At 70.0% G+C, this 24,604-nt stretch carries 22 protein-coding genes; 9 read left to right on the top strand and 13 right to left on the bottom strand.

The window, feature by feature from the left end:
• Positions 1-47: 47 nt before the first annotated feature.
• Together ON41_RS26155 and glpX are read right to left on the bottom strand one after the other, a co-directional pair.
• The gene (locus ON41_RS26155; protein ID WP_040750433.1) at positions 48-1,085 is read right to left on the bottom strand and encodes a phosphotransferase family protein; all 1,038 of its coding nucleotides are present in this window, start codon (positions 1,083-1,085) and stop codon (positions 48-50) included.
• Between the two features lie 5 nt (positions 1,086-1,090).
• On the bottom strand, positions 1,091-2,134 hold the full coding sequence (gene glpX, locus ON41_RS26150) for a class II fructose-bisphosphatase (RefSeq protein WP_040750432.1): 1,044 nt from the start codon (positions 2,132-2,134) through the stop codon (positions 1,091-1,093).
• Between the two features lie 162 nt (positions 2,135-2,296).
• On the opposite strand from glpX, the gene ON41_RS26145 reads away from it, so the two are divergent.
• Entirely contained in the window at positions 2,297-2,839 is a 543-nt protein-coding gene (locus ON41_RS26145) for a DUF4245 domain-containing protein (protein WP_051162495.1), read from the top strand.
• Between the two features lie 153 nt (positions 2,840-2,992).
• Entirely contained in the window at positions 2,993-3,886 is an 894-nt protein-coding gene (locus ON41_RS26140) for a phosphotransferase family protein (protein ID WP_040750429.1), read from the top strand.
• Here the strand turns inward: ON41_RS26140 and ON41_RS26135 are convergent.
• Genes ON41_RS26135 through ON41_RS26120 form a run of 4 tightly spaced genes read right to left on the bottom strand, consistent with a single transcriptional unit; the run spans position 3,883 to position 6,393 of the window.
• Positions 3,883-4,227 carry a VOC family protein gene (locus tag ON41_RS26135; RefSeq protein WP_040750428.1) on the bottom strand — a complete coding sequence of 115 codons (345 nt, stop codon included), beginning with the start codon at positions 4,225-4,227 and terminating at the stop codon, positions 3,883-3,885. The genes ON41_RS26140 and ON41_RS26135 overlap by 4 nt on opposite strands.
• 2 nt (positions 4,228-4,229) lie before the next feature.
• Entirely contained in the window at positions 4,230-4,451 is a 222-nt protein-coding gene (locus ON41_RS26130; RefSeq protein WP_040750427.1) for an exodeoxyribonuclease VII small subunit, read from the bottom strand.
• Positions 4,448-5,740 (bottom strand): exodeoxyribonuclease VII large subunit, encoded by a 1,293-nt coding sequence (xseA, locus tag ON41_RS26125; RefSeq protein ID WP_040750426.1) that lies wholly within the window; start codon positions 5,738-5,740, stop codon positions 4,448-4,450. Before xseA ends, ON41_RS26130 begins: the two co-directional genes overlap by 4 nt.
• Positions 5,737-6,393 carry a lipid droplet-associated protein gene (locus ON41_RS26120; protein WP_040750520.1) on the bottom strand — a complete coding sequence of 219 codons (657 nt, stop codon included), beginning with the start codon at positions 6,391-6,393 and terminating at the stop codon, positions 5,737-5,739. Before ON41_RS26120 ends, xseA begins: the two co-directional genes overlap by 4 nt.
• A 207-nt stretch (positions 6,394-6,600) precedes the next feature.
• On the opposite strand from ON41_RS26120, the gene ON41_RS26115 reads away from it, so the two are divergent.
• Positions 6,601-7,605: a 4-hydroxy-3-methylbut-2-enyl diphosphate reductase gene (locus ON41_RS26115; protein ID WP_040750425.1), complete on the top strand. Its 1,005-nt coding sequence runs from the start codon at positions 6,601-6,603 to the stop codon at positions 7,603-7,605.
• A 127-nt stretch (positions 7,606-7,732) separates the two neighbouring features.
• On the opposite strand, the gene ON41_RS26110 is transcribed toward ON41_RS26115, so the two are convergent.
• Together ON41_RS26110 and ON41_RS26105 are read right to left on the bottom strand one after the other, a co-directional pair.
• Positions 7,733-8,542 carry a DUF6542 domain-containing protein gene (locus ON41_RS26110; RefSeq protein WP_184782123.1) on the bottom strand — a complete coding sequence of 270 codons (810 nt, stop codon included), beginning with the start codon at positions 8,540-8,542 and terminating at the stop codon, positions 7,733-7,735.
• Positions 8,543-8,600: 58 nt separating this feature from the next.
• Positions 8,601-9,737 carry a DNA recombination protein RmuC gene (locus ON41_RS26105; RefSeq protein WP_040750423.1) on the bottom strand — a complete coding sequence of 379 codons (1,137 nt, stop codon included), beginning with the start codon at positions 9,735-9,737 and terminating at the stop codon, positions 8,601-8,603.
• 280 nt (positions 9,738-10,017) lie between these two features.
• Here ON41_RS26105 and ON41_RS26100 point away from each other — a divergent pair, with 280 nt between their 5' ends.
• The 3 genes from ON41_RS26100 to ON41_RS26090 are packed head-to-tail and all read left to right on the top strand — an operon-like array spanning position 10,018 to position 15,282.
• The gene (locus tag ON41_RS26100) at positions 10,018-11,193 is read left to right on the top strand and encodes an exonuclease SbcCD subunit D (protein ID WP_040750422.1); all 1,176 of its coding nucleotides are present in this window, start codon (positions 10,018-10,020) and stop codon (positions 11,191-11,193) included.
• Complete coding sequence (locus ON41_RS26095) at positions 11,190-14,825, top strand: AAA family ATPase (protein ID WP_040750421.1); 3,636 nt, start codon at positions 11,190-11,192, stop codon at positions 14,823-14,825. The genes ON41_RS26100 and ON41_RS26095 overlap by 4 nt, the downstream gene beginning before the upstream one ends.
• Positions 14,826-14,871: 46 nt before the next feature.
• Positions 14,872-15,282: an ester cyclase gene (locus ON41_RS26090; protein WP_083905644.1), complete on the top strand. Its 411-nt coding sequence runs from the start codon at positions 14,872-14,874 to the stop codon at positions 15,280-15,282.
• A 261-nt stretch (positions 15,283-15,543) separates the two neighbouring features.
• Here the strand turns inward: ON41_RS26090 and ON41_RS26085 are convergent, their stop codons facing one another.
• The 4 genes from ON41_RS26085 to ON41_RS26070 all read right to left on the bottom strand — a co-directional run bounded on the left by ON41_RS26085 (position 15,544) and on the right by ON41_RS26070 (position 20,461).
• Positions 15,544-16,071 carry a methylated-DNA--[protein]-cysteine S-methyltransferase gene (locus ON41_RS26085; RefSeq protein WP_040750420.1) on the bottom strand — a complete coding sequence of 176 codons (528 nt, stop codon included), beginning with the start codon at positions 16,069-16,071 and terminating at the stop codon, positions 15,544-15,546.
• Positions 16,068-17,576 carry an AlkA N-terminal domain-containing protein gene (locus ON41_RS26080; RefSeq protein ID WP_040750419.1) on the bottom strand — a complete coding sequence of 503 codons (1,509 nt, stop codon included), beginning with the start codon at positions 17,574-17,576 and terminating at the stop codon, positions 16,068-16,070. The genes ON41_RS26085 and ON41_RS26080 overlap by 4 nt, the downstream gene beginning before the upstream one ends.
• Positions 17,577-17,942: 366 nt before the next feature.
• Positions 17,943-18,176, bottom strand: coding sequence for a YbdD/YjiX family protein (locus tag ON41_RS43490; RefSeq protein WP_040750418.1), 234 nt, complete (start codon positions 18,174-18,176; stop codon positions 17,943-17,945).
• Complete coding sequence (locus ON41_RS26070) at positions 18,173-20,461, bottom strand: carbon starvation CstA family protein (RefSeq protein WP_040750417.1); 2,289 nt, start codon at positions 20,459-20,461, stop codon at positions 18,173-18,175. Before ON41_RS26070 ends, ON41_RS43490 begins: the two co-directional genes overlap by 4 nt.
• 497 nt (positions 20,462-20,958) lie before the next feature.
• On the opposite strand from ON41_RS26070, the gene ON41_RS26065 reads away from it, so the two are divergent.
• From ON41_RS26065 to ON41_RS26055, 3 genes are all read left to right on the top strand, one after another.
• Complete coding sequence (locus tag ON41_RS26065) at positions 20,959-22,257, top strand: ABC transporter substrate-binding protein (RefSeq protein WP_040750416.1); 1,299 nt, start codon at positions 20,959-20,961, stop codon at positions 22,255-22,257.
• A complete protein-coding gene (locus ON41_RS26060) occupies positions 22,254-23,180 on the top strand; it encodes a carbohydrate ABC transporter permease (protein ID WP_051162493.1) in 927 nt (308 codons plus the stop codon). Before ON41_RS26065 ends, ON41_RS26060 begins: the two co-directional genes overlap by 4 nt.
• A 74-nt stretch (positions 23,181-23,254) precedes the next feature.
• Positions 23,255-24,103 carry a carbohydrate ABC transporter permease gene (locus ON41_RS26055; protein WP_051162492.1) on the top strand — a complete coding sequence of 283 codons (849 nt, stop codon included), beginning with the start codon at positions 23,255-23,257 and terminating at the stop codon, positions 24,101-24,103.
• A 107-nt stretch (positions 24,104-24,210) separates the two neighbouring features.
• Here ON41_RS26055 and ON41_RS26050 read toward each other — a convergent pair whose 3' ends face one another.
• Entirely contained in the window at positions 24,211-24,582 is a 372-nt protein-coding gene (locus ON41_RS26050) for a hypothetical protein (protein WP_040750415.1), read from the bottom strand.
• Positions 24,583-24,604: the final 22 nt, after the last annotated feature.

The raw sequence follows: 24,604 nt of genomic DNA, 5'->3' as shown, positions 1-24,604 counted from the left end.
GAATACTCCCTGCCTCCGCGGCGCGAATTCGGCCCGCGCCCTATGCGTCACCCACCATACGTGAGCGCCGTCATGCGCGAGCACGCATCGATCAGAGCGACGTCGAGATCGTCGAGCACCCGCCCTTTCGCCACGGCCCGCGCGGCCGCCTGCACCACGAGCGCCCGCGCCGGCCCGTCCAGCACCCCCCACTCCGCACCGTCGCCCGGCACCGCGGGCCCGCCGCACGCCCGGTACGCCCCCAGAAACCGCTGCCACGCAACCGGATCCAGAACCCCCGCCGCGAAGAACCCCGCAGGCCGCGCCAGATCCCACACCGGATCACCCCACCCCAGATCGTCCACATCGATCAGCCGCCAGGGGTTCTCACCCGCACCACCGGAATTCGGCACCCTGACCAGCTGCCCGAGGTGAAAGTCCCCATGCGCCAATGTTTTCCCGGCCTGATCCGACTCCGGCATCTTCCTTTTCCCGGCATGCTTTTGGCCGGGATCCATCGCTGGTTCAGGTGGATTCCGGCCAAAAGCATGCCGGAAGAAGGACGGGGGCGTTGGGGAATCGGGACTGGGTTCGAGGTCGGGGAGTGCGTCGTAGGCGCGAAGAATCACCTCGGCGGCGGGTGAATCCGCGTGCGGTGACGACCGCAGCCGGGCGATGGCATGCCGTACCCGTTCCGGGCCACCGGCTTTCGGCAACGCTCGGCCGAGGTTGTGTGTCGAGATGCTGTGCAGCTCGGCGAGTAGGGCGGCGGCCTCTTCCCACGGGGCGGCTTCGGGGGTATCCGGGTCGACGGGGATGCCGTAGCGCCACAGGGTGATCGGGCGGTCGGAGGAGAGGCGGAGGAGGTCGTCGCCGATCGGGATGGGTGGCAGGAGGACGGTCCGGAGGCGGGGATCGGCGGCTATGGCCACCCGGGTTCGCAGGGCGGGGATGTCGGTGTCGGTGGCGTGGGCCTTGGCAACCACCTCGCCCAGGCGGACGACCGGCCCGTCGGCCCGGTCGGACAGCACCTCGGGAACACCCTCGGCGCCGGCCTCCCGGGCCACGCGCGTCAATACGGCGAACCAGTCGCCGTCGAGCGGCATGCGGGTCAGGGCATGGGCGGGACGGCGTGCTCGTCGCCGGAGAAGTCGACCGAGGCGTATTCGCGCAGCTTGGTGAGGCGGTGGTACGCGTCGATCATGCGCACCGTGCCCGACTTCGACCGCATCACGATGGACTGGGTGGAGGCGCCGCCGCTGAAGTACCGCACGCCGCGCAGCAGGTCGCCGTCGGTGACGCCGGTCGCGCAGAAGAAGACGTTCTCACCGGAGACCAGATCCTCGGTCGACAGGACACGATCCAGGTCGTGGCCCGCGTCGATGGCCTTCTGGCGCTCCTCGTCGTCCTTCGGGGCCAGCTTGCCCTGCAACGCGCCGCCCATACAGCGCAACGCGGCCGCAGCGATGATGCCCTCGGGGGTGCCGCCCACGCCGATCAGCACGTCGGTGCCGGAATCGGGGCGGGCGGTGGCGATGGCGCCGGCCACGTCACCGTCGGAGATCAGCCGGATGCGGGCGCCCGCGTCGCGTACCTCCTGGATGTGGCGCGCGTGCCGGGGCCGGTCCAGGACGCAGACGGTGAGATCCGACACCGAGGAGTTCTTGGCCTTCGCGACCCGGCGCAGGTTCTCCGCGATCGGGACCGACAGGTCGATGACGTCGGCGGCCTCCGGGCCGACGGCGATCTTGTCCATGTAGAACACCGCCGACGGGTCGAACATCGCGCCGCGCTCGGCCACCGCCAGCACCGAGATCGCGCCGGGCGAGCCCTTCGACATCAGCGTGGTGCCGTCGATCGGATCGACCGCGAAGTCGACCTCGGGCCCCGTGCCGTCGCCGACCGCCTCGCCGTTGTACAGCATGGGCGCCTCGTCCTTCTCGCCCTCGCCGATCACGACCACGCCGCTCATGGACACCGTGGAGACGAGCTGGCGCATCGCGTCCACCGCGGCACCGTCGCCGCCCTCCTTGTCGCCGCGGCCGACCCAGCGTCCCGCCGCCATCGCCCCGGCCTCGGTCACCCGGACCAATTCCAGGGCGAGGTTGCGATCCGGGGCCTCACGGCGGCTGGGTACGGGCGTGGGTGCCGTCATGGGGAGTGCCTCCTCGAGTTGTCTGCTGCGCGCTAATTGTCGCAGACAGCCCGTTTCCCCCAATCATGTACTGCTGTTCCATTTCCGTAAGGACGGCCCGCGTCCCCCGCCGGAGCGAAGCGGAGGCACAATTACACAGTGTCGTACCAAAAGCCTCGGATCATGAACGACTACAGGGATCTGTTCTGGTCGCTGATCCCGCTGGTGCTGATCTGCGTGGCCATCGCCGCCATCGCCAGCCAGTGCAGCTTCTCGGCGAACGGGCCGACACCGGGGAAGATCCCGGATTTCGACGTGCACGCCGCCCTGCGGACAGATGCGCACACCCTGCCGTTCCCGATCCGCGATCCCGGCCTGCCGGGGGACTGGACGCCGAACTCCGGCAGCCGCGACACCGTGACCGGAGCGGGCGGGGGAGCGGTGAGCACTGTCGGTTACATCACTCCGCAGGGCACCTATATGCAACTGAGCCAGACCGACGCCACGGCCGACGCGCTCGCCAACCACGTCCTGGGCTCGCGCACCCGCGGCGGCACCCAGCAGATCGGCGACCACACCTGGACGGTCTATCACGTCGAGGGCAGCGAACCCGCGTGGATCACCGACCTCGGTTCGGTCCGCGCGCTGGTCAAGGGCGCGGGCAACCAGGACGCCTACAAGGCGCTGGCGGGCGCCGTCGGTGTGGCGCAACCGGTATCGCCGTAGTCACCGGATCACGATCGCCGTCGCGCGGTTAGCGCGGACCGGAAATGTGGTACCCGGCTGCATGTGTCACAAGGTACCCAGGCCGAAGCGTCCGGTCGATCGGCCCCGCCGTTTCGTGGCGTGTCAGCGGGTGGTCCCGCTAACCTCAAGCAAGTGGAACGCACGGACATCGGCTGGCTCGAACAGACGGTGGGGCAGCCGATCAGCGGTGCGGTACCGGCAGAATGGGGTTCTCAGGATCGCACCGATATGGTGACCCTCGCCGACGATACCCGCGTGGTCCTGCAGCGTTACCGCAGAAGAGCCGATGCCGAGCGGCGCGTGCGCATCATGGACGCCCTGCGGAAACCGGCCGCCGACAAGGGTATTGCGATTCCCTCGGTCCGAGGTTCGGACCTGGACGCGGAGCCGCCGTGGATCGTGTACGACGCCCTACCCGGCGTCCCCGTCCCGGACACCGGACTGGACAATCCGCGGTTCCCGCTGGTGGCCTGGTCGATGGGGGCCCTGCTGGCCGATTTCTCCGAATTGTCGGGCGACGACCTGGATTTCGAGGAGCTGGACCTCGACGACTCCTGGGCACGCCCCCGGTACCTCCGGGCGCGCGCCGACGCGTGGGCCGAATGCCTCTCGCCCGCACTGTCCGCCGCGCAGAGCGAGACGCTGGAGGATGTGCTCGACGATCTTCCGGCCCTGTTCGACGGCCGCCCCTCGGTGCTCGCGCACGGCGATTTCGCGCCGGTGAACGTGCTCGTCGAGGACACCTCGGTCACGGGGCTGCTGGATTTCGAATCCGTGCGGATGGCCGATCCGCTGTACGACGTGGCGTGGTGGGCGTGGTCGGTGAGCTTCGCCGGACCGGCCGTATTCACCGCGGCCTGGCCCGCCTTCCTGGACGGCGTGGGCATCAGTCCCCGCGAGCCCGGCCTGGTGCCCCGGGTCCGGGCCATTCAGATGGTGCGGATGCTCGAGATGCTGGCCGAGCACGATCTCGGCCCCGAGCTGTGGCGGACCGTGCACGACCGCCTGGTGCGCATGCTGAGCTAGCGGTGGCTGACGACGTTCACCACGGTGCCGTCCGGATCGCGCACGAAAAACCTTCGCACGCCCCACGGTTCGTCGCGCAGCGTGTAGACGATCTCGGCCCCGGCGGCGGCCATCGTGTCGTGCGCGGCGTCCACGTCGTCGACCTCGACGCTGATATCCGGTTGCGGCCCCTCGGCATTCGCGCCGATCAGGAGGATCTGGGCCGTCGGATTGGAGGGCGAAGCGAGAGTGACGATCCAGCCGAGATCCATCACCTCCTCGAAGCCGAGCTGCCGGTAGAACGCGCGCGTGCGTTCCATATCGGCGGGCCGCAGATCCGGCACCACGCGACGGATGTCCATGCTCACTCCTCTTCGCGGCGGGACAGCGCGTCCTCGACGCGCTTGCGGGCCCCGGCGAGGTGTTCCTCGCAGCGGGTCGCCAGCGCCTCGCCGCGCTCCCACAGCGTCAGCGAGTCGTCGAGGTCCATTCCGCCCTGTTCCAGCATCTTCACGACGTTGACCAGTTCGTCGCGGGCGCGTTCGTAGCCGAATGTCGCGATCTCGGCGAGGTCGTTGTCGGTCATGTGCCGGTGTCCTTCCTGCTCGGGGTGCCACCCAGTTCCTGACTGCCGAGCGCGGCCGCGCTGATCGCCCCGTCGGCGACCCGGATGCGCAGCTGGGTGCCGGGCGGGGAGTCGGCCACGGTGCGGATCACCTGGCGCTCCTGGCCCGTAACCCGTTGCACCACAGCGTATCCGCGGGCCATGGTGGCGGCGGGGCCGACGGCGGTGAGCTTGTCGCGTAGGTGCCGGACGGTGGTCGACTGGTTGTCCAGGCCGCGGTCGACGGCGCGGCGGGCGGCCAGGCGCAGGCGCTCGATCTCCTCGTGCCGCTGTTCCAGCAGGCGCAGGGGTTCGGCCAGCACCGGCCGGGAGCGCACCTGGGCCAGCGCGCGGGACTCGCGCTCGACCCAGCCGCGCAGGGCCGCCGCGGACCGCTCCCGCAACTCGCGGATCAGCGCCAGTTCGGCGGCGGCATCGGGGACGACGCGCTTGGCGGCGTCGGTCGGGGTGGCAGCACGCAGGTCGGCGACGTGATCGGAGATCGGGTTGTCGGGTTCGTGGCCGATCGCGCTGACGATCGGGGTGGTCGCGGCCACGATGGCGCGGCACAGCGTCTCGTCGGAGAACGGCAGCAGGTCCTCGACGCTGCCGCCGCCGCGGGCCAGCACGATGACCTCGATCTCGGGATCCCGGTCGAGTTCGGTCAAGGCGTCGAGGATCTGCGGCACGGCCGTCGGCCCCTGCACCGCGGTGTTGCGGACCTCGAACCGGACCGCGGGCCAGCGCTGCCGGGCCACCGTCAGCACGTCGTGTTCCGCGGCGCTGGCCCGGCCGGTGATGAGGCCGACCGCCCGGGGCAGGAACGGGATCGGGCGCTTCAGGCGCGGGTCGAACAGGCCCTCGGCGGACAGCAGCGCCTTCAGCCGCTCGATGCGGGCGAGGAGTTCGCCGACGCCGACGGGGCGAATCTCGGTGATGCGCAACGAGATCGAGCCGCGGCCGGTGAAGTACGAGAGCTTGCCGTACACCACGACCCGGCTGCCCTCCTGCAGCGGCACCGGGGAGCCGCGCAGCAGCTGCGGATCGCAGGTCACCGACAGCGACATATCGGCGGCCGGATCGCGCAGCACCAGGAACGCGGTCCGGGCGCCCGGACGCAGCGAGATCTGCGTGATCTGGCCCTCCACCCAGACGCTGCCGAGGCGGTCGATCCACTGCGCCACCTTGACGGCGATGGAGCGCACCGGCCACGGCTGCTCGGCCGAGTTCTCCGAGCGGCCGGCCGGGGCGCCGGATCGGGCCTCCGTCACTTCGCCTGCACGGTGGCGATCCGGTTCGCCAGCATGGTCACGAACGGCGCCCGGTCGCGGGTCTGCTGCTCGTACTCGAGCAGGGCGGCGAGGTCGTCGACGGTCAGCATGCGCAGGCGGGCGCGGAGCTGGGCCAGCGTCATATTGGTGTAGTCGTAGCGGGTCGCGACCTCGGGCTCGGTGACCTCGACCGCGCCGTTGCCGGAAGCCTTTGCGGCCGTATCGGATTCGTCCGGGGCGGGGGTGGATCCGGCGACGGCGGCCTCGAGTCCGGCCGCGGCGGCTTCCGGTTCGGACGCAACGGGCGCGGGTTCGGGTTCCGCGGCCGGCGGCTCGGGGTCGAAATAGCGATCGAACGCGCTCACCCGGGCGAGGTCCGCGGCATTGCCGGGGGTGTGCTCGAACTCGGTGTCCTCGTCGAAGGTCGCCCATTCGGGCTGCTCGACGGGGCGATTGGCCAGGCGGTCGAAGACGGCGTCGCCCTTCAGAGCGAGGCTGGTCACGAACTGCTGCGCGTGCATCGTGGTCTGCAGCAGCTGGCTGATGGCGGTGATCGGGAAATTCACTGCCGCCGTGGGTAGCCGGCGCGTTTCCTCGATGGCGTACACGGCGGCCCCGGCGGCGACGCGGGCGATGAACGGCGGTCGAAACATGGTCATAGCGTGCCCGAAACGCGGTGTGATGCAAAGGGTGGGGCCGCGTGATTTACCCATGTCCTTACTTAATCAGCCGCCGGGGCTCGCGGAGATGTCGGGGTGTGTCCGGAAACCGCGGCGATTCGGCTCGTCGGGAGGCGTGTCGGGGCCGGTGCGTGGCCCGCCGCCCGGGCGCGTCGTCATGGGCGCACGTAAGCTGGGGCCATGTCCTCGGCTATCCCGTTGAATGTCGGAATCGCCCGGTCGGCCGGCGAGGCGTCGTCCGGCTCGGCCAAACGCGTGCTGCTCGCCGAGCCGCGCGGGTACTGCGCCGGCGTGGATCGCGCGGTCGAGACCGTCGAGCGCACGCTGGAGAAGCACGGCGCCCCCGTCTACGTGCGCAAGGAGATCGTGCACAACCGGCACGTGGTCGAGACGCTGCGCGAGCGCGGAGTGATCTTCGTGGAGGAGACGGACGAGGTGCCCGAGGGCGCGGTCGTGGTGTTCTCCGCGCACGGCGTCTCGCCCGCGGTCCACGAATCGGCCGCCGCGCGCAATCTGCACGCCATCGACGCCACCTGCCCGCTGGTGACCAAGGTGCACCAGGAGGCCAAGCGCTTCGCCCGCAGCGACTACGACATCCTGCTCATCGGCCACGAGGGCCACGAGGAGGTGGAGGGCACCGCCGGTGAGGCGCCCGACCATGTCCAGCTGGTGGACGGCCCCGACGCGGTCGACAGCGTCACCGTGCGCGACGAGGACAAGGTGATCTGGCTCTCGCAGACCACCCTCTCGGTCGACGAGACCATGGAGACGGTGCAGCGGCTGCGCGAGCGTTTCCCCAAACTGCAGGATCCGCCGAGCGACGACATCTGCTACGCCACCTCCAACCGCCAGACCGCGGTCAAGGCGATGGCGCCGGAATGCGATCTGGTGATCGTGGTCGGCTCGCGCAACTCCTCCAACTCCCAGCGTCTGGTCGAGGTCGCCCTCAACGCCGGCGCCCGTGCGTCGTACCTGGTGGATTTCGCCGACGAGGTGGATACGGCCTGGCTCGAGGGCGTCCGCACGGTCGGCGTCACCTCCGGCGCCTCGGTCCCCGACATCCTCGTCCGCGGCGTCCTGGACCTCCTGGCCGACCACGGCTACGGCGAGGTCCAGCCGGTCACCACCGCCAACGAAACCCTCGTCTTTTCTCTCCCCCGGGAACTCCGCCCCGCCCGCCGCTGACGCAATTCTCGTCCCCGGACGCAAACGGGAGGTTGCTCGGCGGCTTGCGAATGCGCTTGCCACGTAACGATGTTCGCCCCTCACTCGATGTGAACGGGCGTGGGCACCATGCACCCCGCGCGGCGCGTCAGCGTTCGACGCGGCCCGAATCGCGGTCGCGGTAGCGGACGTTCGGGCGCGGGTGCGGCGGGACGTCGCCGGGCTGCGGACGGCTGCGCCGGGGCGTCGGTTCGGCTGCGGCGCGCTCGGAGGTGCGGGGGTAGCTCTTGCCCGGGGAGACGCGGGGCGGACGTTCGGCGACACGTCCACCGGATCGTCGATTCGAGCGTGGGGCGGGCTCCGGATCGGCATCGGCGGCCGATGACGAGGCCGACGAGCGGGCGCGGCGGCGCAAGGTATCCGGTGAGCCGGAGGTACGGCTGCGGCGAGCCCTGTCGCCGGGGCGCGGGCTGCGCGAGCCGCCTCGGCGGGAACGGTCACCGCCGGGTCGCGGCTGCTGCTCCTGGCGATGCATCAGGACGCGGCCGCCGCCGATCAGCAACACCAGGACCGTGGCGATCGCCATCGTCGGAAATCTGTTCACCAGCGGGATCGCCAGATTCAGCAGGATGTCCTTCAGCGAGGTCGAACTCCGGCCCGTCAGTTGCTGGTAGGCGAGCGGCACGGAGACGAACAACAGCAGGGGAGGCGTCACCATCGTGGTGAACAGTCCCCGGTAGCGGACCACGAGAGCCGCCAGCACACATCCCACGATGTAGCAGGCCGCGAAGGTGAGGGTCAGCTCCTTGCCACTGCCGCCCGCATCGATGAAGAACCCGATGAAAGTGCACGCGACCGCGATCAACACCGCCGCGCCGGCGGGGACGCCGGGCACCGACGGGATGATCGAGCGGTGCGATGCGGGCACCTCGGATCGCTCGCGTTGGGTAGCTGCCACGTAAAGCACACTATCTGCCTAGGCCGAAACGTGTCTCGAGGCCGGGCGGATGTCCGCTCTACTCTGTGGTCTCGGCCGCCCCCGCGGCGCGCGGCCAGGACTCCACCCGGCCGATCGCCGGTACCTCCCGATCGCCCACGTCCAACTCGTGCAGGCGGCGGGCCGTGACCATGACCCGCGACTCCACCGTCGTCACCGTCTGGTTGAACGCGTCGACGGCCTTTCCCAGCTGAGCGCCCAGACGATCCAGGTGGCGGCCGGTGGTGCCCAACCGCGCGTACAGTTCGCGGCCCAATTGCTGAACCGTCGCCATATCCCGCGACAGCGCCTCCTGCCGCCAGCCGTACGCGACCGTGCGCAACAGGGCGATCAGCGTCGTGGGTGTAGCGAGAATCACATTCCGGCCGAAGGCATATTCGAGGAGGCCGGAATCCGCGGTCAGCGCGGCGTCGAGGAACGGGTCGCCGGGAACGAAGAGCACCACGAATTCCGGTGAGGGGTCGAACGCGGTCCAGTACGCCTTGTCGGCGAGCTGATCGACGTGTCCGCGCAGGTGTTTGGCATGCCGTGCGAGGTGTTCGCCACACAGTCGCGGATCGTCCTCGGCCGTGGCGTCCAGGTAGGCGGCCAGCGGGACCTTGGCGTCCACGACGATGTGCCGCCCGCCGGCCAGCCGCACCACCAGATCCGGCCGCACCCCACCGTCCTGTCCGGACCGGCTGACCTGGGTGTCGAAATCGCAGTGCCGCGCCATACCGGCCAGCTCCACCACCCGCTCCAGCTGGATCTCGCCCCAGCGCCCGCGCACCTGCGGGGCCCGCAGCGCGGAGACCAGCTGGCCGGTCTGCGTGGACAGCTGATGCGAGACCCGCTGCATGCCCGCCACCTGTTCGCGCAGGCCGGAGTAGGCGTTGATGCGATTGTGCTCGACCTGGCGGAGGTGCTGGTTCAGCGCGCCGACCGCCTCGCGCAGCGGATCCACCAGTGTGCCCAGCGCGGTCGAATTGCGCCGCGCCGCATCCTCGTTGGCCGCGCTCAGCGACTGCCGCAGCAGCCTCTCGTTGTCCCGCAGCGCCGCCAGCTGCGCCTCGGCCGCCGCTGCCCGCTGCCCCGCCCGCGCGGCATGCCCCAGCCACCCGAGCCCGACCCCGGCGGCGAACACCAACAGCAGCGCAAACAGCATCGGTGCGGTCATGAGTGCAGATAGTGCCCCATCCCACCGACAAGTACGACCACCCCGGCTATCGATCAGCGTCGAGTCACGACCCGAGGCCGTGGTCCCGGGAACGATCAGCGTCGAGTCACCACCCGAGGCCGTGATCACGGGAATTGCCGTATAGGGGTCGGCCCACCGGCATGTCGTCAGCGAACACGGTGGCGTGTCCGTTCGACACGCTGGGCGAAGGGAATTTTCAGGAACGTGTTCGGCCTGGCGGTTTCGGATATGTCGGTGGGAGCGTCTACGGTTTCGCGGCATGCGGATGCTGCATACGTCGGACTGGCACATAGGGCGCACGTTCCACGGTGTGGATCTGCTTGCCGACCAGGCGCGTTCGCTGGAGTCCCTCGCCGAGATCGTGGCCGAGGAGCGCGTCGAGGTGGTGCTGGTGCCGGGCGACGTGTACGACCGGTCCATTCCCAGCGCCGACGCGATCGCGGTGTGCAACCGGGGATTCGAGGCGATCCGGGCGGCAGGCGCGGTGATCGTGGCTACCTCCGGCAACCACGATTCGCCGACCCGGCTCGGCGCGCTGGGGAGTTTCGCCGCGGCCGGCGGGCTGCACCTGCGCACCAGCGTGGCCGATGTCCGGAATCCCGTGCTGCTGTCCGACGAGTTCGGCGAGATCGCCTGCTACGGCATCCCCTATCTGGAACCGGAGATCACCCGCGCCGAACTCGAGGTGCCGCAGGCGCGTTCGCACGCGGAGATCCTGGACGCCGCGATGGCCCGTATCCGCGCCGACCTCGACGCGCGAGGCAATCCGCGATCGGTGGTGCTGGCGCACGCCTTCGTGGTGGGCGGCGAGGCGACGGGCTCGGAGCGGACCATCTCGGTCGGCGGGGTGGAGACGGTCCCGCTGGGCGCCTTCGACGGCGTCGACTATGTCGCCCTCGGCCACCTGCATTCGCCGCAGACGCTGTCGGAGGCCGTGCGCTACAGCGGCTCCCCGCTGCCGTACTCCTTCGCCGAGCGCTCGCACCGCAAGGCGGTCTGGATCGTCGATCTGGGCAAGGACGGGCTGACCGAGGTCACGCGCCGCGATCTGCCCGAGGTGCGCGGGCTCAGCCAGCTCACCGGCGCCCTGGACGACCTGGTCGCCGACCCGGAGCACGCCGCGGCGGAGGACGACTACGTCTCGGCGACGCTGACCGACCACGCCCGCCCGGTGGACGCGCTGCGTCGGCTGCGCACCCGTTTCCCGCACGCCGTACACGTGGAATGGGTTCGGCCCGAGGGCAATCCGGAATTGCGTTACCGTGAGCGGGTGCAGGGCCGACGCGATACCGACATAGCGCGCAGCTTCCTCGACGACGTCCGCGGCGAACCGTCCCCGGGCGAGATGCAGTGGATGGAGCGCGCGCTGGTGGCCGCGGCCGCCGAACCGGAGGGGGAGACCGCGGCGGCCGTCCCCGACGAGCTGACGGCATGAGGCTGCACCGGCTGGAGATGACCGCGTTCGGCCCCTTCGCCGATACCACCGCCGTCGATTTCGACGAGCTGGGCGCCGACGGGCTGTTCCTGCTGCACGGGCAGACCGGCGCCGGCAAGACCACGGTGCTCGACGCGATCGCGTTCGCGCTCTACGGGCGGGTGCCCGGCGCGCGGGGCGAGAGCAAGCGGCTGCACTCCGATCACGCCGACCCGCAGACCCCGCCGCGGGTGATGCTGGAGGCCACGCTCGGCGGCCGGCGGCTGCGGCTGATCCGTTCGCCGGAGTTCCAGCGCCCCAAGAAGCGCGGCACCGGATGGGCCACCGAGCAGGCCTCCGCCACGCTGGAGTGGCTCGACGGTCGCGGCCACAATCTCTCGCGCATACCGGATATCGGCGACGAGGTGAATCGTCTGCTCGGTATGAGCGCCGACCAGTTCTTCCAGGTCGTGCTGCTGCCGCAGGGCGATTTCGCGCGATTCCTGCGCGCGGACAACGAGGATCGCGAGAAGCTGCTCGAAAAGCTCTTCGACACCGAGCGTTTCGGCACCGCCGAGCAGTGGCTCGCGCAGCGGCGGCGCGAGAGCGGCGCCGACCTCGAGGCGCAGCGGCAGAGTATCGATAGGTCCGTCGCGCAGGTCGGGGTCGCCGCGGGGGCCGGTGCCACGGAGACCGTCGGGCCGCTGGAAGCCGTCGAGTGGTCGCAGCGGTTGCTCGCCACCGCGCGCACCGATCTGACCACCGCGACGGCGGAACTGGAACGCTGCCAGCAGGATTCGACCCGCACCCAGGCCGCCGCCGAGGAACAGCGGCGCTTGCAGGAACTCCGCCGCCGTCTGACGGCCGCTCGCGCCCGGCTCGCCGACCACGCCGCCCGCGCCGACCACCGCACCCGCCTGACGACCGAACTCGACCGAGCCCGCCGCGCCGAACCCGTCGCCGCCGCCCTCACCGAAGCGCGTGCGGCCGCCGTCGCCCTGCGCCGCCGCGACGACGACGCCCGCGCGGCCGCCGAACGCCTGGCCACCCGCCTCCTCGAACCCCCCAGCGCCGAACTCTCCGGAACCGCCTGGGCCGCGGCCGATCTCGCCGCCGGGGAACTCTGGGAAACCGACCTCGCCACCGCTCTCGCGGAGTTGGCTCCGGACGCCGCCACCTCGGTATTCGGTGCTGGGACGCCGTCCGACATCGAGCCGATGTCCGGTGCCGAATCGCCGTCCGGAGTTGAGGACTCGGCAGGAGTCGAGTCGCTGCCGGGGGCCGGGAAATCTCTGACCGCGGAGCCGCCGTTGCGGGCCGAACCGTCGTCCCTCGACGCCGGGCCGGATGGCGATGAGGCGGTAGTCGTCGATCTGACGGAACCCGTTGAGCTGGAGCTGTTCTCGATCGAGAGCTTCTTGCCCAAGAACGCGGCCCCGTCCGCCGCTCGTGCTGCGGAGGATACGACCGACGCTCGTGACGCGGGCGATACGCCTGAGTCTGTGCCTGCCGCCCGTGACGGGGATGGTTCGGCTGAGGGTGTGCCTGCCGCCCGTGACGAGGACGGTTCGGCTGAGAGTCTGACTGCCGCCCGTGACGGGGGTGGTTCAGCTGAGGGTGTGACTTCCGTTGGTGAAGCTGAGGATTCGGTCGTGGCCGACCGTGCGGACACGTCCGGTTCCGTGGCCGAGGGCGGGATCGGGCTGGCTGTGCAGCGGTGGACGGCGCAGATCGGGGGGCTGGACGAGGTTCGGGTCGATGCGGAGTCGGCCAGTGCGCTGACGGTCGAATTGACCGAGCTGCGCACCGAATCCGCGGAGTTGGCCGGGCGTATCGAGAAGATGGCGGTGCGGCGGGCGGAACTGCCCGAGACGATCCGGACGGCCGAGGTGCGGCTGCGCGAGGCCGCCGACGCGATGGCGGGGCTGGCCGGGATGGCCGCCGAATGCGAGCGGCTGCGCTCGGCCGCGACGGCCGCGGTGGAGCTGGTGCGGTGCCGCACGGAATCGGCGCAGGCCCGCACCGAGTACGAGGCGGCGCGCTCCGCGCACACCGACGCGCGGGAACACACCCTGACCGTGCGCGAGCGGCGGCTCGCGGGTATGGCCGCCGAACTCGCGGGCGCGCTCGCGGACGGGCAGCCGTGCGCGGTCTGCGGCGCGACCGAACATCCGGTGCCGGCTCGCCCGGCCGAGTCGGCCGCCACCAGGACCGACGAGGAACGGGCCGTAGCGGCCGAACGCGCCGCCGAGGCCGTCCGCGACCGGGCACTGGCCCGCAGCACCGAATTGGACCGCCGCATCGAGGTTCTGGTCGACCGCGGCGGCGACGGCGACAAGGCGGAACTGGCCGCCGCCCTGAACGCCGCCACCGAACGCCACGAGGCCGCCGGGCGCGCGGCCGCGCGGCACGACGATCTCACCGTCGAACTGGCCGGCCTGCGCACCGCCGAGACCCGGCTGCACGACGAGCTGCGCGACCTCGAATCCCGCCGCAGCGCGGTCCAGGAACGCATCCTGGGCGCCGACCGGCGACTGGCCGAACTCACCGAGCGGCTGCGCGAGGCCGCGGGCGCCGACGGCACGGTGGAACGCCGCCGCGCCCGCCTGGAGGCGCTCGTACGCGACGCCGCCGATCTCCGCGATGCCCGCGCCGAGGCCGCCGCCGCTCGCGAGCAGGTGTCGGTCCTGGCCCGCCGCGTCGAACAGCTGGCCCGCGCGGCGGAGCTGGCGCCGGCGACGGACACCGTTGCCGCCGAGGGCCTTTCCGATCCGGACTACGCGGCCCTGGCGGCCTACGCCAAGGTCGTGGGCGCCGCCACGCGCACCGCCGAGCAGCAGGCCGAGATGGAGACCGAACTGGTCGCCGCCGACCGGGCCCGCGCGCACGCCGAGGCGGTCCTGGCCGAACCGGAGATCCGGGCGGCGGCCGATATCGAACCGGTCGACCTCGACGAGCTGGAATCCCGTGTCGCCCAGGCTCGTATCCGCCTGGACGCCGCCGTCGGCGCACACGCCGAGGCGGCCCGGCGCGTGGCGCAGCTGGAGGAACTCGGCGGCCAGCTGTGGGCGGCCGTGGATCGCATCGCCCCCATGCAGCGCGCCCACGAGGAACTGGCAGGACTCGCCGAGGTGGTGGCCGGCCGCGGGGAGAACAATCGCCGGATGTCGCTGCGCTCCTACGTGCTTGCCGCGCGCCTGGAGGAGGTGGCGCTCGCGGGATCGGTGCGGTTGCGCCGCATGTCCGGCGGCCGTTACGAATTCGTGCACAGCGACGCCGCCGGACCGCGCGGCCGCCGCGGCGGGCTGGGTCTGGACATCCGCGACGACTACACCGGCGCCGTCCGCCCGGCGAAGACCCTGTCCGGCGGTGAGACGTTCATGGCCTCGCTGGCCCTCGCACTCGGCCTGGCCGATGTGGTGGCCGCGGAATCCGGCGGGCTGGTGCTGGACACCCTGTTCATCGACGAGGGCTTCGGCAGTCTCGACGCCGACACCCTCGATTCCGTCATGGGCGTCCTCGACGAATTGCGGTCCGGCGGACGCGTGGTCGGCGTGGTCAGCCACGTGGACGAGATGCGGCAGCGGATCCCGAGCCGCCTGCACGTCATCCGTGAGCCCACCGGTTCCCGGCTGCGGACGGTCGTCGCCTGAGCCTTCCGCGAGAAGTATCGCGGACTCCGACCTACCCTTGGTGCTCATGAGCGTGGAGGACACCACGAGAACAACCGGCGAGCGTCTGTACCAGGTGCTCGACGCGCAGGACTGGTCCACGATCGGCGCGCTGGTCTCACCCGACCTGGTCGTCCGAGTGGGCAGCGGACCACCCATGGGCCTAGCGGCGTGGCGGCGCAATCAGGAGGTGTTCTACCGCGGATTCCCCGACGGCCGTCACATCCTCGACGAGGTACTGGTCATCGGCGCCCGCTTCGTCTCCCGCTGCCGTTTCGAGGGCACCCACATCGGCTCCTTCGGCGCCCACGCCCCCACGGGAACCGCCGTTTCCGTGGGCGTCATCCACATCGACCACTTCGACAACGGTCTACTCGTAGAGCACTACGGCCAGCTGGACCTCCACGGCCTCCTCCAGCAGATCGGTTCGCCCCTTTAGGTTTCCGGCCAAAAGCACGCCGGAAACAAGAGATGGGCGCGCGGTGCCGGAAGATAGATCAGCCGGTGCGCCAGTCTCCTGCTCCGCGTGTGGCCCAGTGTCCTGCTCCGCGTGTGGCCCAGTGTCTTGCTTCCCGTGTGGCCCAGTGTCTTGCTTCCCGTGTGGCCCAGTGTCCTGCTCCCCGTGTGGCCCAGTGTCCTGCTCCCACGTGGGCCAGTGCCGTGCTTCCCGTGGGGGTCGGTTTCCTGCTTCCGGCGTGGGTCAGGTTCCTGTTCCCGGCGTGCTTTTGGCCGGGAACTCGTGGTCGAGGAGCCAGCGCTTGACGGGGAGGCCCCAGCGGAAGCCGCCTAGGGTGCCGTCGGTGCGGAGGATGCGGTGGCAGGGGACGAAGAGGGCGGCGGCGTTGCGGGCGCAGGCGTTGGCGGCGGCGCGGACGGCCTCGGGGCGGCCGGAGCGGGCGGCGAAGGCCGTGTAGGTCAGGGGGTTTCCGGCCGGGACCTTGCGCAGCACCTCCCAGGCGTGCACGAGGAACGGGCCCGAGATCTGCCGCACCGCGATGTCGTCGATCGCGAAAACCTCACCCGCGTGGTACTTCTCGACCGTCCGGGACACCTCGCCCAGGGATTCTCGCCGCCGCAGCTCGGCGGGCCGCAGCCGTGGATGGATCAGCTCGCGCAGCCCCTCCGCGTCCTCGGTCCACCCGGAGGCGAGAACGGCGCCCTCCGCGTCGACCAGCGTGGTGAACGGCCCGATCGGCGTCGGGGTGGTCGCGTACTCGGCGACGCTCATTGCCGCACACCCACTTTCACGCCGCCGTGGGACACCGCCGCGGGGACCGCCGTCCGCTCGGCCAGGGCACGTTTCCACAGGTGCATGGACAGGTAGGAGCGCCACGGCGCCCAGCGCCCGGTATCGGTGAGGTCGATCCCGAGCAGGGCCGCGCCCTGGCGCACCACCAGATCGGTGTGCAGCAGGATGTCCGGATCCGCGAGCAGCCGCATGGTGACGTAGTCGGCGGTCCACGGTCCGACGCCCTCCAGCGCCAGCAGATCCCGCCGCACGTCGCCCGCCGTGCGCCCGGGATGCAGCGACAGCTCCCCGGACGCCAGCGCCCGCGCGGCCGACAGGATCGACCCCGTGCGCCTGGCCGGTCCGGTCAGTACTTCGGCGCCGCGTTCGGCGATGGTCTCCGCGGTCGGGAACAGCCGCGGCACCGGCCCGTTGACGGTGTCGCCGAGCGCCTCGACCAGCCGCGCCGTATGCGTCGCCGCCGCCGACACCGAGATCTGCTGCCCGATCATGGTGCGCAGCAACAATTCCGACCCGTCGAGGCAACCCGGCACCCGGATACCCGGACTCACCGCGCCGGGGCCCGTGCGGAATCCGGCGTCGAGCGCCTCGTCGATGCCGATCGGATCGGCGTCCAGATCGAGCAGATGGCGCAGCCGCGTCACGGTCGGCGCCAGATCGCGCATATCGTGCAGCGCCAGCCCGGCGCGCACGTGCCCGGGTTGCACGCTCAGCCGCACCGTCGCGTGCCCGTGCGGGGTGCGCACGCTGCGTGTGTAGGTGCCGTCCTCCCACAGCTCCAGGCCGGGCACCGCGTGCGAGGACAGGAACCACTCCAGCCACGATCGATCCAGCGGTTCGCGATACGGCAGCCGCAGCGTCAGCATGCCGTTGGTGGCCGGCAGCGTATCGCCGCGCAGCCGCCGCGCCTCCTCGCGCAGGGTCGTCGGGCTCACGGCGAACACCTCGCGCACGGTGTCGTTGAACTGCCGGATGCTGGCGAAGCCCGCGGCGAACGCGATGTCGGACATCGGGATTCGCGTGGTCTGGATGAGCAGCCGGGCGGTGTGCGCGCGGTGCGCGCGGGCGAGTGCCAGCGGCCCGGCGCCGAGTTCGGCGGTCAGCACCCGCGTCAGCTGCCGCTGCGAGTAGCCGAGCGCGCCGGCCAGCGAGGGCACGCCGCCCCGCTCGATGGCCCCGTCGGCGATCAGCCGCATCGCCCGCGCGGCCAGGTCGGCGCGGGTGTTCCACAGCGGCGATCCGGGCGCGGCGTCGGGCAGGCAGCGGCGGCACGCGCGGAAGCCGGACTGCTGCGCCGCGGCGGCGGTCGGTAGGAATGTGACGTTCGCGCGCTTCGGAGTGATAGCCGGACACGATGGGCGGCAGTAGATTCCGGTCGTCCGCACAGCGGTGAAGAACTGGCCGTCGAAGCGGGCATCGCGGGTCGCCACGGCACGGTAACAGCGCTCGAAGTCCAGACCGTTCGCACTCACGCAGTCCACCATGTCAGTCCGCGGCGATCTGCGCTAGCGGAAATACGACACCTACCCCCCGGGTGTGAATGTTGCACAGCGATGCCTTTTGGCTATCGAGAAGGTTGCCGGATGTGTGCCCGGGATGCTCTACCTGCCTTCCCGTGCGACTCCCCTCCCTTCCAGCACGACTCTCCCCCTCCCTTTCAGCCCAACTCTCCCCTCCTTCCGGCGCAGCTCCCCTTCTTCCGGCGCGACTCCCCCCTCGTTTCCTGCACGCTTATGGCCGGAATCCACAGGCGAGATTCCGGCCAAAAGCGCGCCGGAAAACGAGAGGTCCTGGGTTTGTGGGTTGAGTTCACGGGCGTTTAGAGGTGGGTGCTGTGCAGGGGGTGCCGTTCAGCAGCAGCGGTTGGCTGGGTTCCGCGCGGCGGCGTCGTGGCGCTCACGCCAGTACTCCCGCTCCGAGGGGATGGGGGTGTCGGGGTGGTTGCGGCGGAGATGCTCGACGTAGCGGGCGTAGTCCTGGCCGCCCAGGACCGCGTTCATGTACCCCGCGACGGCACGCGCGCCGCGCACGACGGCCCGGAGGGGACCGACGTGCGCGGCGCGCGGTGTGCCCGCGGAGGTCATTCCGTCGCCATGGCGTGTGGCGCGCCGGGAGCCTTGGCCGATTTCTCCCGCTCCTCCCATTCCCGCTGCGTCTCCTTCTCGGACTTGGTGGTGAGGAAGCCCGTGGGGCCGAAGATCTTCGACGGCGCCTCCGGCGACTCGGTGGTCGGGCCGCCGCCCTTGCGGAACGCCCGGATGCACACGAGCAATCCCACCACGGCCACGATCAGCACCAGGATCGCGAAGACGATCGACAGCGTGCCCTGGATGAAGGTGTTGCGGACCACCTTGTCCATATCCGCCATGGTCTTCGCCGGCGCGACGATCTTGCCCGCCTCGCGCGCGTCGCTGTAGATGCTGTGCTGCTTCCAGTAGCCGATGTTCTTGTCCGCGGAGAAGATCTTCTGCCAGGACGCCGTCATCGTGACCACGAGATCCCAGATCAGCGGGAGCGCGGGTATCCAGGCCCACTTGACCAGGCCCTTCTTCATCACGATGACCAGCACCACGGTCAGCGCCACCGCGGCGAGCAGCTGGTTGGCGATGCCGAACAGCGGATACAGCGTGTAGATGCCGCCCAGCGGATCGGTGACGCCCATCAGCAGCACCGAACCCCACGCGGCGACCACGATGAACGAGCACACGAACACCCCGGGCCACCACGACGGATTCTTGAACTTGGCGGCCGGCCCGCCCAGGTTGCCGAGGGTGTCCGACAGCATGAACCGCGCGACGCGGGTCCCGGCATCGATCGTGGTGAGGATGAACAACGCCTCGAACATGATCGCGAAGTGGTACCAGAACGATTTGAGCCCGGTGCCGCCGATGAACTTGTGCATCACCTCGGCCATGCCGACGGCCAGCGTGGGCGCGCCGCCGGTGCGCGAGACGATGCTCTCCTCGCCGACATCCTTCGCGGCCTGGGTCAGCTCACCCGCGGTGACCGGATCGCCGCTCAGCCCGAGGCTGTTGGTGTAGGTGGCGGCCTTCTCCGCGGTCCCGCCGGTGACGCCCGCGCCCGCGTTCATCGCGAAGTACAGGTGCTGGTCGAGGATGCTGGCGGCGATGATCGCCATCACGGCGACGAACGACTCCATCAGCATGCCGCCGTAGCCGATCATCCGCGCCTGCGACTGCTTCTCCAGCAATTTCGGCGTGGTGCCCGACGACACCAGCGAGTGGAATCCCGACAGTGCGCCGCAGGCGATGGTGATGAACAGGAACGGGAACAGGCTGCCCGCGAACGCCGGACCGCTGCTGTTACCGGCGAACTGCGACACCGCCGGAGCCTTCAGCACCGGCATGGTGATGACGACGCCGACCGCGAGCAGCACGATGGTGCCGACCTTCATGAACGTCGAGAGGTAGTCGCGCGGCGCGAGCAGCAGCCACACCGGCAGCACCGAGGCGATGAAGCCGTAGACGATCAGCATCCACGCGATGGTCGTGCCCGACAGCGTGAACAGGTCACGGCCCCAGCCCGATTCGGAGACCCAGCGGCCGGAGATGATGGCGAGCAGCAGCAGCGCGAATCCGACGATCGAGATCTCGCCGACCTTGCCCGGCCGCAGGTACCGCAGGTACAGGCCCATCAGCAGCGCGATCGGGATGGTCATCGAGATGGAGAACACGCCCCACGGGCTGCCGCCGTGCAACTGCCCGTCCGCGCCCTTGGTGGCGGCCAGCGCGTTGACCACGACGATGCCGAGCACCGCGAGCAGGATCACCATGATGACCAGCACCGCGATCAGCGCGGCGGCGCCGCCGACCACGCCCAGCTCGTCGCGGGCCATCTGGCCCAGGCTGCGCCCGCGGCGCTTCACCGACGCCCACAGCACGAGGTAGTCCTGCACCGCGCCGGCCAGCACCACGCCGACGACGATCCACAGCGTGCCGGGGAGATAGCCCATCTGCGCGGCGAGGACGGGACCGACGAGGGGCCCGGCGCCCGCGATGGCGGCGAAGTGGTGGCCGAACAGGACCCGCCGGTCCATCGGCATGTAGTCCTTGCCGTTCTCCATCTCCTCGGCGGGAGTGGCGACCTTGTCGTCCGGCTTGGTGATCTTCCATTCGATCAGCCGCGCGTAGAACTGGTAGGCGATGATGTAGGTACAGACCGCGGCGATCACGATCCACACCGCGTTGACGTCGTCGCCGCGGGCGATACCGAGTACGGCCCAGGCGGCCGCGCCGAAAATGGCGATCGCGAGGAAGATGCCCTTCTTCGCGGGGGTGATCGGGGAACGATCGACGACTCCCACGGGAGGTAGGTCGGGATCCGTTCGGAGGTATTCGATGGTCGCCATGCGAGCTACTCTCCCGTGCTTTCTCACTGGTCTTGCGGAAACGGACACAACGTAGCCGAACCGAGGCGCTCGCGAACCGGACTTAAGGAAGTCTGAACATATATTCCGAACGGGGGTTCCCCTTCGGACGGGCTACCGGAGTCCGCTGGTCACGGCCCGGCAGAGGCGGTTCGGCGGTGGTCTCGGCGTCGGCCACGGTCGCTCGTCCGACTGTATGCTCCCACGCCGATCCCACATACTGCGCGGTCGATTCTCGCCAGGTGGGAACGGGGAGCAGTGCGCGTGTCATACCGCTGTGCGCGGCGGCGGATCCGTAAGCTCCGGTGCTGGTCCCGGCCAAAAGCATGCCGGGAAAACTGTGTGGGCCTGCCTGGTGAACTGTGGGCGTGCCGGGTGAACTGTGGGCGTGCCGGGTGAACTGTGGGCGTGCCGGGGAGAACTGTGGGCGTGCCGGGAAGCGCCGGGAGTTCGGGTCGTTCTTGCGCGGAGGGAGGTTCGTGGCACCGACGCGGCGTTCCGTGCTTCGGTCCGCGCTGGCGTTGCCGCTGGCGGCGGGGGCGGGGGCTTGTGGGGATTCCGACGATGCGGTGACCTTCTTCTTTCAGGCGCGGCCGGAGGAGGCGCGGGCGCGGCTGCGGATCATCGACGAATTCCATCGGCGGCGGCCGGATATCCGCATTCGCACGGTCATGTCCGGCCCCGATCCCTTGCAGCAGATGCTCACCTACTGCGCGGGCGGCAAGTGCCCGGATGTGCTGATGGCGTGGGAGTTGCTGTACGCGGGCCTGGCCGAGCGCGGGGTGCTGCTGGATCTGCGCACGATCCTCGATCGCGACCCGCAGTACGGCGAATCCCTGCGGCGCGACGGTTACGCGCCGCTGTACGACACGTTCACCTATGGCGGCGGGCAGTTCGCGCTGCCCGAGCAGTGGTCCGGTGTCTTCCTCTATTACAACCGGAAGCTGTTCGAGCGAGCCGGTATTCGACCGCCCCGCCGCTGGGCGGATGCCTGGAGCTTCGCCGAATTCCTCTCCGCCGCAAGGGAATTGACCCATCGCGAGGGCGGCCGGGTCCGCCGGTGGGGATTCGTGGACGGCTGGGTGCCCTATTACTCCGCGGCCTGTTTCGGGATGAACAACGGCGCCGAATGGTTCAGTCCGCCGATGGCGCCGGCCCGCACCAATATCGGCGATCCGCGGTTCGCGGCGGGCGTGCAGTTCTACGCCGATCTCGCGCTGCGGCACCGGGTGGCGCCAGATGTCGCCGATCAGCAGTCGGTGTCGGCGTACGACCTGTTCGCCGGTGGGCGAGCGGGCATGCTGCTCGGCGGGCACTGGCTGTATTCGGAATTCGCCGACAGCGACGACCTCGATTTCGACGTGACCGTGCTGCCGGTCGGCCCGGACGGCGGGCCGGGGGCGATGACGGATGTCGGCTGCACCGGGCTGAGCATCGCCGCCGACAGCCCCCGGCGCGACCAGGCCTGGGAATTCGTGAAATTCGCGACCGGGCCGGTGGGGCAGGCGATCATCGCCGAATCGGGGCTGTTCGTCCCGGTGCTGCGATCGGCCGTGCACTCACCGCAATTCGCCGCCGCGCACCGCGCGATCGGCAATCTCGAGGTGCTGACAGACGGGCCCGTGCACTCTCGCCAGTTCGCGATCACACCAGCCTGGGGAAAGGTCGAGTCCCTGCTGTCCCGCACCTGCAACCGGGTGTTACGCGGTGCGGCGCAGGCGGATTCGCTGGCGGATACGGCCGCGGATATCGATGCGCTGCTGCGGGCACGGACATGAGCGCTTCGGTGTCGCCCAGCGATCGGCCCACCCGACGCCGCTCGCACCTCGAGCGTCGCCGGATGCGGGCCGGGATCGCGTTCGTCGCCCCCAATCTGGCGGCCGTCGTGGTGTTCCTCCTCTTCCCACTGTGCTTCTCGCTCTACCTGAGCTTCCATTCGTGGGACTTGTTCGGGCCCATGCGATTCACGGGACTCGGCAACTACCGGCAGCTCCTGGACGATCCGCTGTTCTCTATCGCCCTGCGCAATACGGCGGTGTTCACCGTGCTGGCGCTGGCGCCGACGGTGGTGATCAGCCTCGCCGTGGCCGCCGCGCTGAACCGGACACTGCGGGGGATCGGCCTGTTCCGCACGCTGACCTTCCTGCCGCTGGTCGCCTCCACGGTGGCGATGGCCGTGGTGTGGCGGTTCCTGTTCACCACCGACGACGGCCTGGTGAATCTGATGCTCGGCTGGGTCGGGGTGAAACCCGTTCCGTGGCTGAGCGATCCGAACTGGGCCCTGCTCGCGCTGACGGTGGTGACCGTGTGGAAGAGCGTGCCGTTCGCGACCGTCGTCCTGCTCGCCGCCATGCAGGGCATTCCGGAGAATCTCTACGAGGCGGCGCGCATCGACGGCGCGAGCGCGTGGCGGCGCTTCCGCTCGGTCACCCTGCCCCTGGTCCGGGGCGCGCTGTCGTTCGTCTTCGTCATCACGATCATCAACTCGGTGCAGGCATTCGACCAGGCCTATGCCCTCACCGACGGCAACGGCGGCCCGGAGACCGGCACCTACGTCCTCGGAATCATGCTGTTCCAGAACGCCTTCCGCTTCTACGAGATCGGCTACGCGGCAGCCCTGGCCTGGGTGATGTTCGCCCTCCTCCTGATCCTCACCCTGATACAGCTGTGGCTCGCGCGCAGGGAACCGGAGGAGGGGTGAGTACGCGGGGGAGTGGGGCAGACGTGAGCGCGGCGGGACACCGAGAGGGCGTGAGCGGGACGGGAAGCAGCGGCGTGAGCGCACGGGGGCAACGCGCCATCGTGCGGCGGACGGTGCGTGGTGCGGTGATCTACGCCGTGCTGATCGCGATCGCCTGGTGCGCCGTCGGCCCCATTCTGTGGGCGATCGCCGCCTCGCTGAAAACCGAAGGGGCGGTCAGCGATCCGAATCCGATCCCGTCGAATCCGCAGTGGTCGAACTACACCGAGGTGTTCGATCTCCTCCCGCTGGGGCGCATGCTGCTCAATACGGTCGTCTACGCCGGATGTATCACCGCCGGGCAGGTGTTCTTCTGCTCGCTCGCCGGATACGCGTTCGCGCGCTTGCGTTTTCCCGGCCGCGAGCTGCTGTTCCTGGCCTATCTGACAACGCTCATGGTGCCGCTGACCGTCACGGCCATCCCGCAGTTCATCCTCATGCGCTCCTTCGGCTGGGTGGATACGCCGTGGGCGATGATCGTGCCCGGCCTGTTCGGTTCCGCCTTCGGCACCTATCTGATGCGCCAGTTCTTCCGCACCCTCCCGGTGGAACTCGAGGAGGCGGCCATCCTCGACGGCTGCAGCACGTGGCAGGTCTACTGGCGCGTTCTCCTACCGCACGCCCGCCCCGCCGTCACGGTGCTGGCCGTCCTGACCTGGATCGGCGTCTGGAACGATTTCCTGTGGCCCCTGGTCATGATCCAGCGCAACGAAATCGCTACCGTGACACTGGGTTTGGTGCGCCTCCAGGGGCAGTATCACACGCAGTGGCCCATTCTCATGGCCGCCGCCGTCACCGTCCTGGCTCCCTTGCTGCTCGTCTACGCGGTGGCCCAGAAGTCCTTCGTGCGCGGCATCGCCCAATCGGGCCTCGGCGGCCGCTGAGGGTGAGCCCGCGCGAGACCGGGCAACCAGGGGCGCACCCCGCACGGTTGCCCGGCTTCGGGACGTGCCGTCCGGCGCGTCGGCGACTGGGTACTCACGTGCGTAGGTCAGACCTCGAGGTGCTCCTCGATATTCTTCAGGCGGTGGCGCGCCATCGCGAGATTCGCGCGGCCCCGGTCCAGCGCGAGGTAGAGGAACAGCCCCTTCGACTTGCGCCCGGACATCGGCCGGATGATGTGGTATTGGCTGGTCAGCGTGATGAGGATGTCCTCGATGTCCTCGTTCAGTTCCAGCTGCTCGATCGTGCGCATCTTGGCGCGCACCACCTCGGTGTTCCCGGCGGCCGCGACCTGCAGGTCCAGGGTCTTGGAGCTGCCGAGCATGCCGAGCGCCATGCCGCTGTTGTAATCCACGACGGCCGCCCCGACCGCGCCGTCTATCACCATCATGTCTTTCAGTGCGAGATCCAGATTGGACATGTACTCGTTCCTTTCGATCGGT

It is taken from the genome of Nocardia transvalensis NBRC 15921, from assembly GCF_000308875.1.
GTDB classification, from domain to species: Bacteria; Actinomycetota; Actinomycetes; order Mycobacteriales; family Mycobacteriaceae; genus Nocardia; species Nocardia transvalensis.
The sequence above is the reverse complement of the archived record's forward strand: the minus strand, read 5'-3'. Positions and strand labels throughout refer to the sequence as shown.

Coding starts and splice junctions, on each gene's coding strand:
- ON41_RS26095 (WP_040750421.1), top strand. CDS start 11,190: ATGAGGCTGCACCGGCTGGAGATGACCGCGTTCGGCCCCTTCGCCGAT.
- ON41_RS26050 (WP_040750415.1), bottom strand. CDS start 24,582: ATGTCCAATCTGGATCTCGCACTGAAAGACATGATGGTGATAGACGGC.
- ON41_RS26060 (WP_051162493.1), top strand. CDS start 22,254: ATGAGCGCTTCGGTGTCGCCCAGCGATCGGCCCACCCGACGCCGCTCG.
- ON41_RS26115 (WP_040750425.1), top strand. CDS start 6,601: ATGTCCTCGGCTATCCCGTTGAATGTCGGAATCGCCCGGTCGGCCGGC.
- ON41_RS43490 (WP_040750418.1), bottom strand. CDS start 18,176: ATGACCTCCGCGGGCACACCGCGCGCCGCGCACGTCGGTCCCCTCCGG.
- ON41_RS26100 (WP_040750422.1), top strand. CDS start 10,018: ATGCGGATGCTGCATACGTCGGACTGGCACATAGGGCGCACGTTCCAC.
- ON41_RS26070 (WP_040750417.1), bottom strand. CDS start 20,461: ATGGCGACCATCGAATACCTCCGAACGGATCCCGACCTACCTCCCGTG.
- ON41_RS26145 (WP_051162495.1), top strand. CDS start 2,297: ATGAACGACTACAGGGATCTGTTCTGGTCGCTGATCCCGCTGGTGCTG.
- ON41_RS26105 (WP_040750423.1), bottom strand. CDS start 9,737: ATGACCGCACCGATGCTGTTTGCGCTGCTGTTGGTGTTCGCCGCCGGG.
- ON41_RS26120 (WP_040750520.1), bottom strand. CDS start 6,393: ATGTTTCGACCGCCGTTCATCGCCCGCGTCGCCGCCGGGGCCGCCGTG.
- ON41_RS26085 (WP_040750420.1), bottom strand. CDS start 16,071: ATGAGCGTCGCCGAGTACGCGACCACCCCGACGCCGATCGGGCCGTTC.
- ON41_RS26080 (WP_040750419.1), bottom strand. CDS start 17,576: ATGGTGGACTGCGTGAGTGCGAACGGTCTGGACTTCGAGCGCTGTTAC.
- ON41_RS26090 (WP_083905644.1), top strand. CDS start 14,872: ATGAGCGTGGAGGACACCACGAGAACAACCGGCGAGCGTCTGTACCAG.
- ON41_RS26135 (WP_040750428.1), bottom strand. CDS start 4,227: ATGGACATCCGTCGCGTGGTGCCGGATCTGCGGCCCGCCGATATGGAA.
- ON41_RS26130 (WP_040750427.1), bottom strand. CDS start 4,451: ATGACCGACAACGACCTCGCCGAGATCGCGACATTCGGCTACGAACGC.
- glpX (WP_040750432.1), bottom strand. CDS start 2,134: ATGACGGCACCCACGCCCGTACCCAGCCGCCGTGAGGCCCCGGATCGC.
- ON41_RS26155 (WP_040750433.1), bottom strand. CDS start 1,085: ATGCCGCTCGACGGCGACTGGTTCGCCGTATTGACGCGCGTGGCCCGG.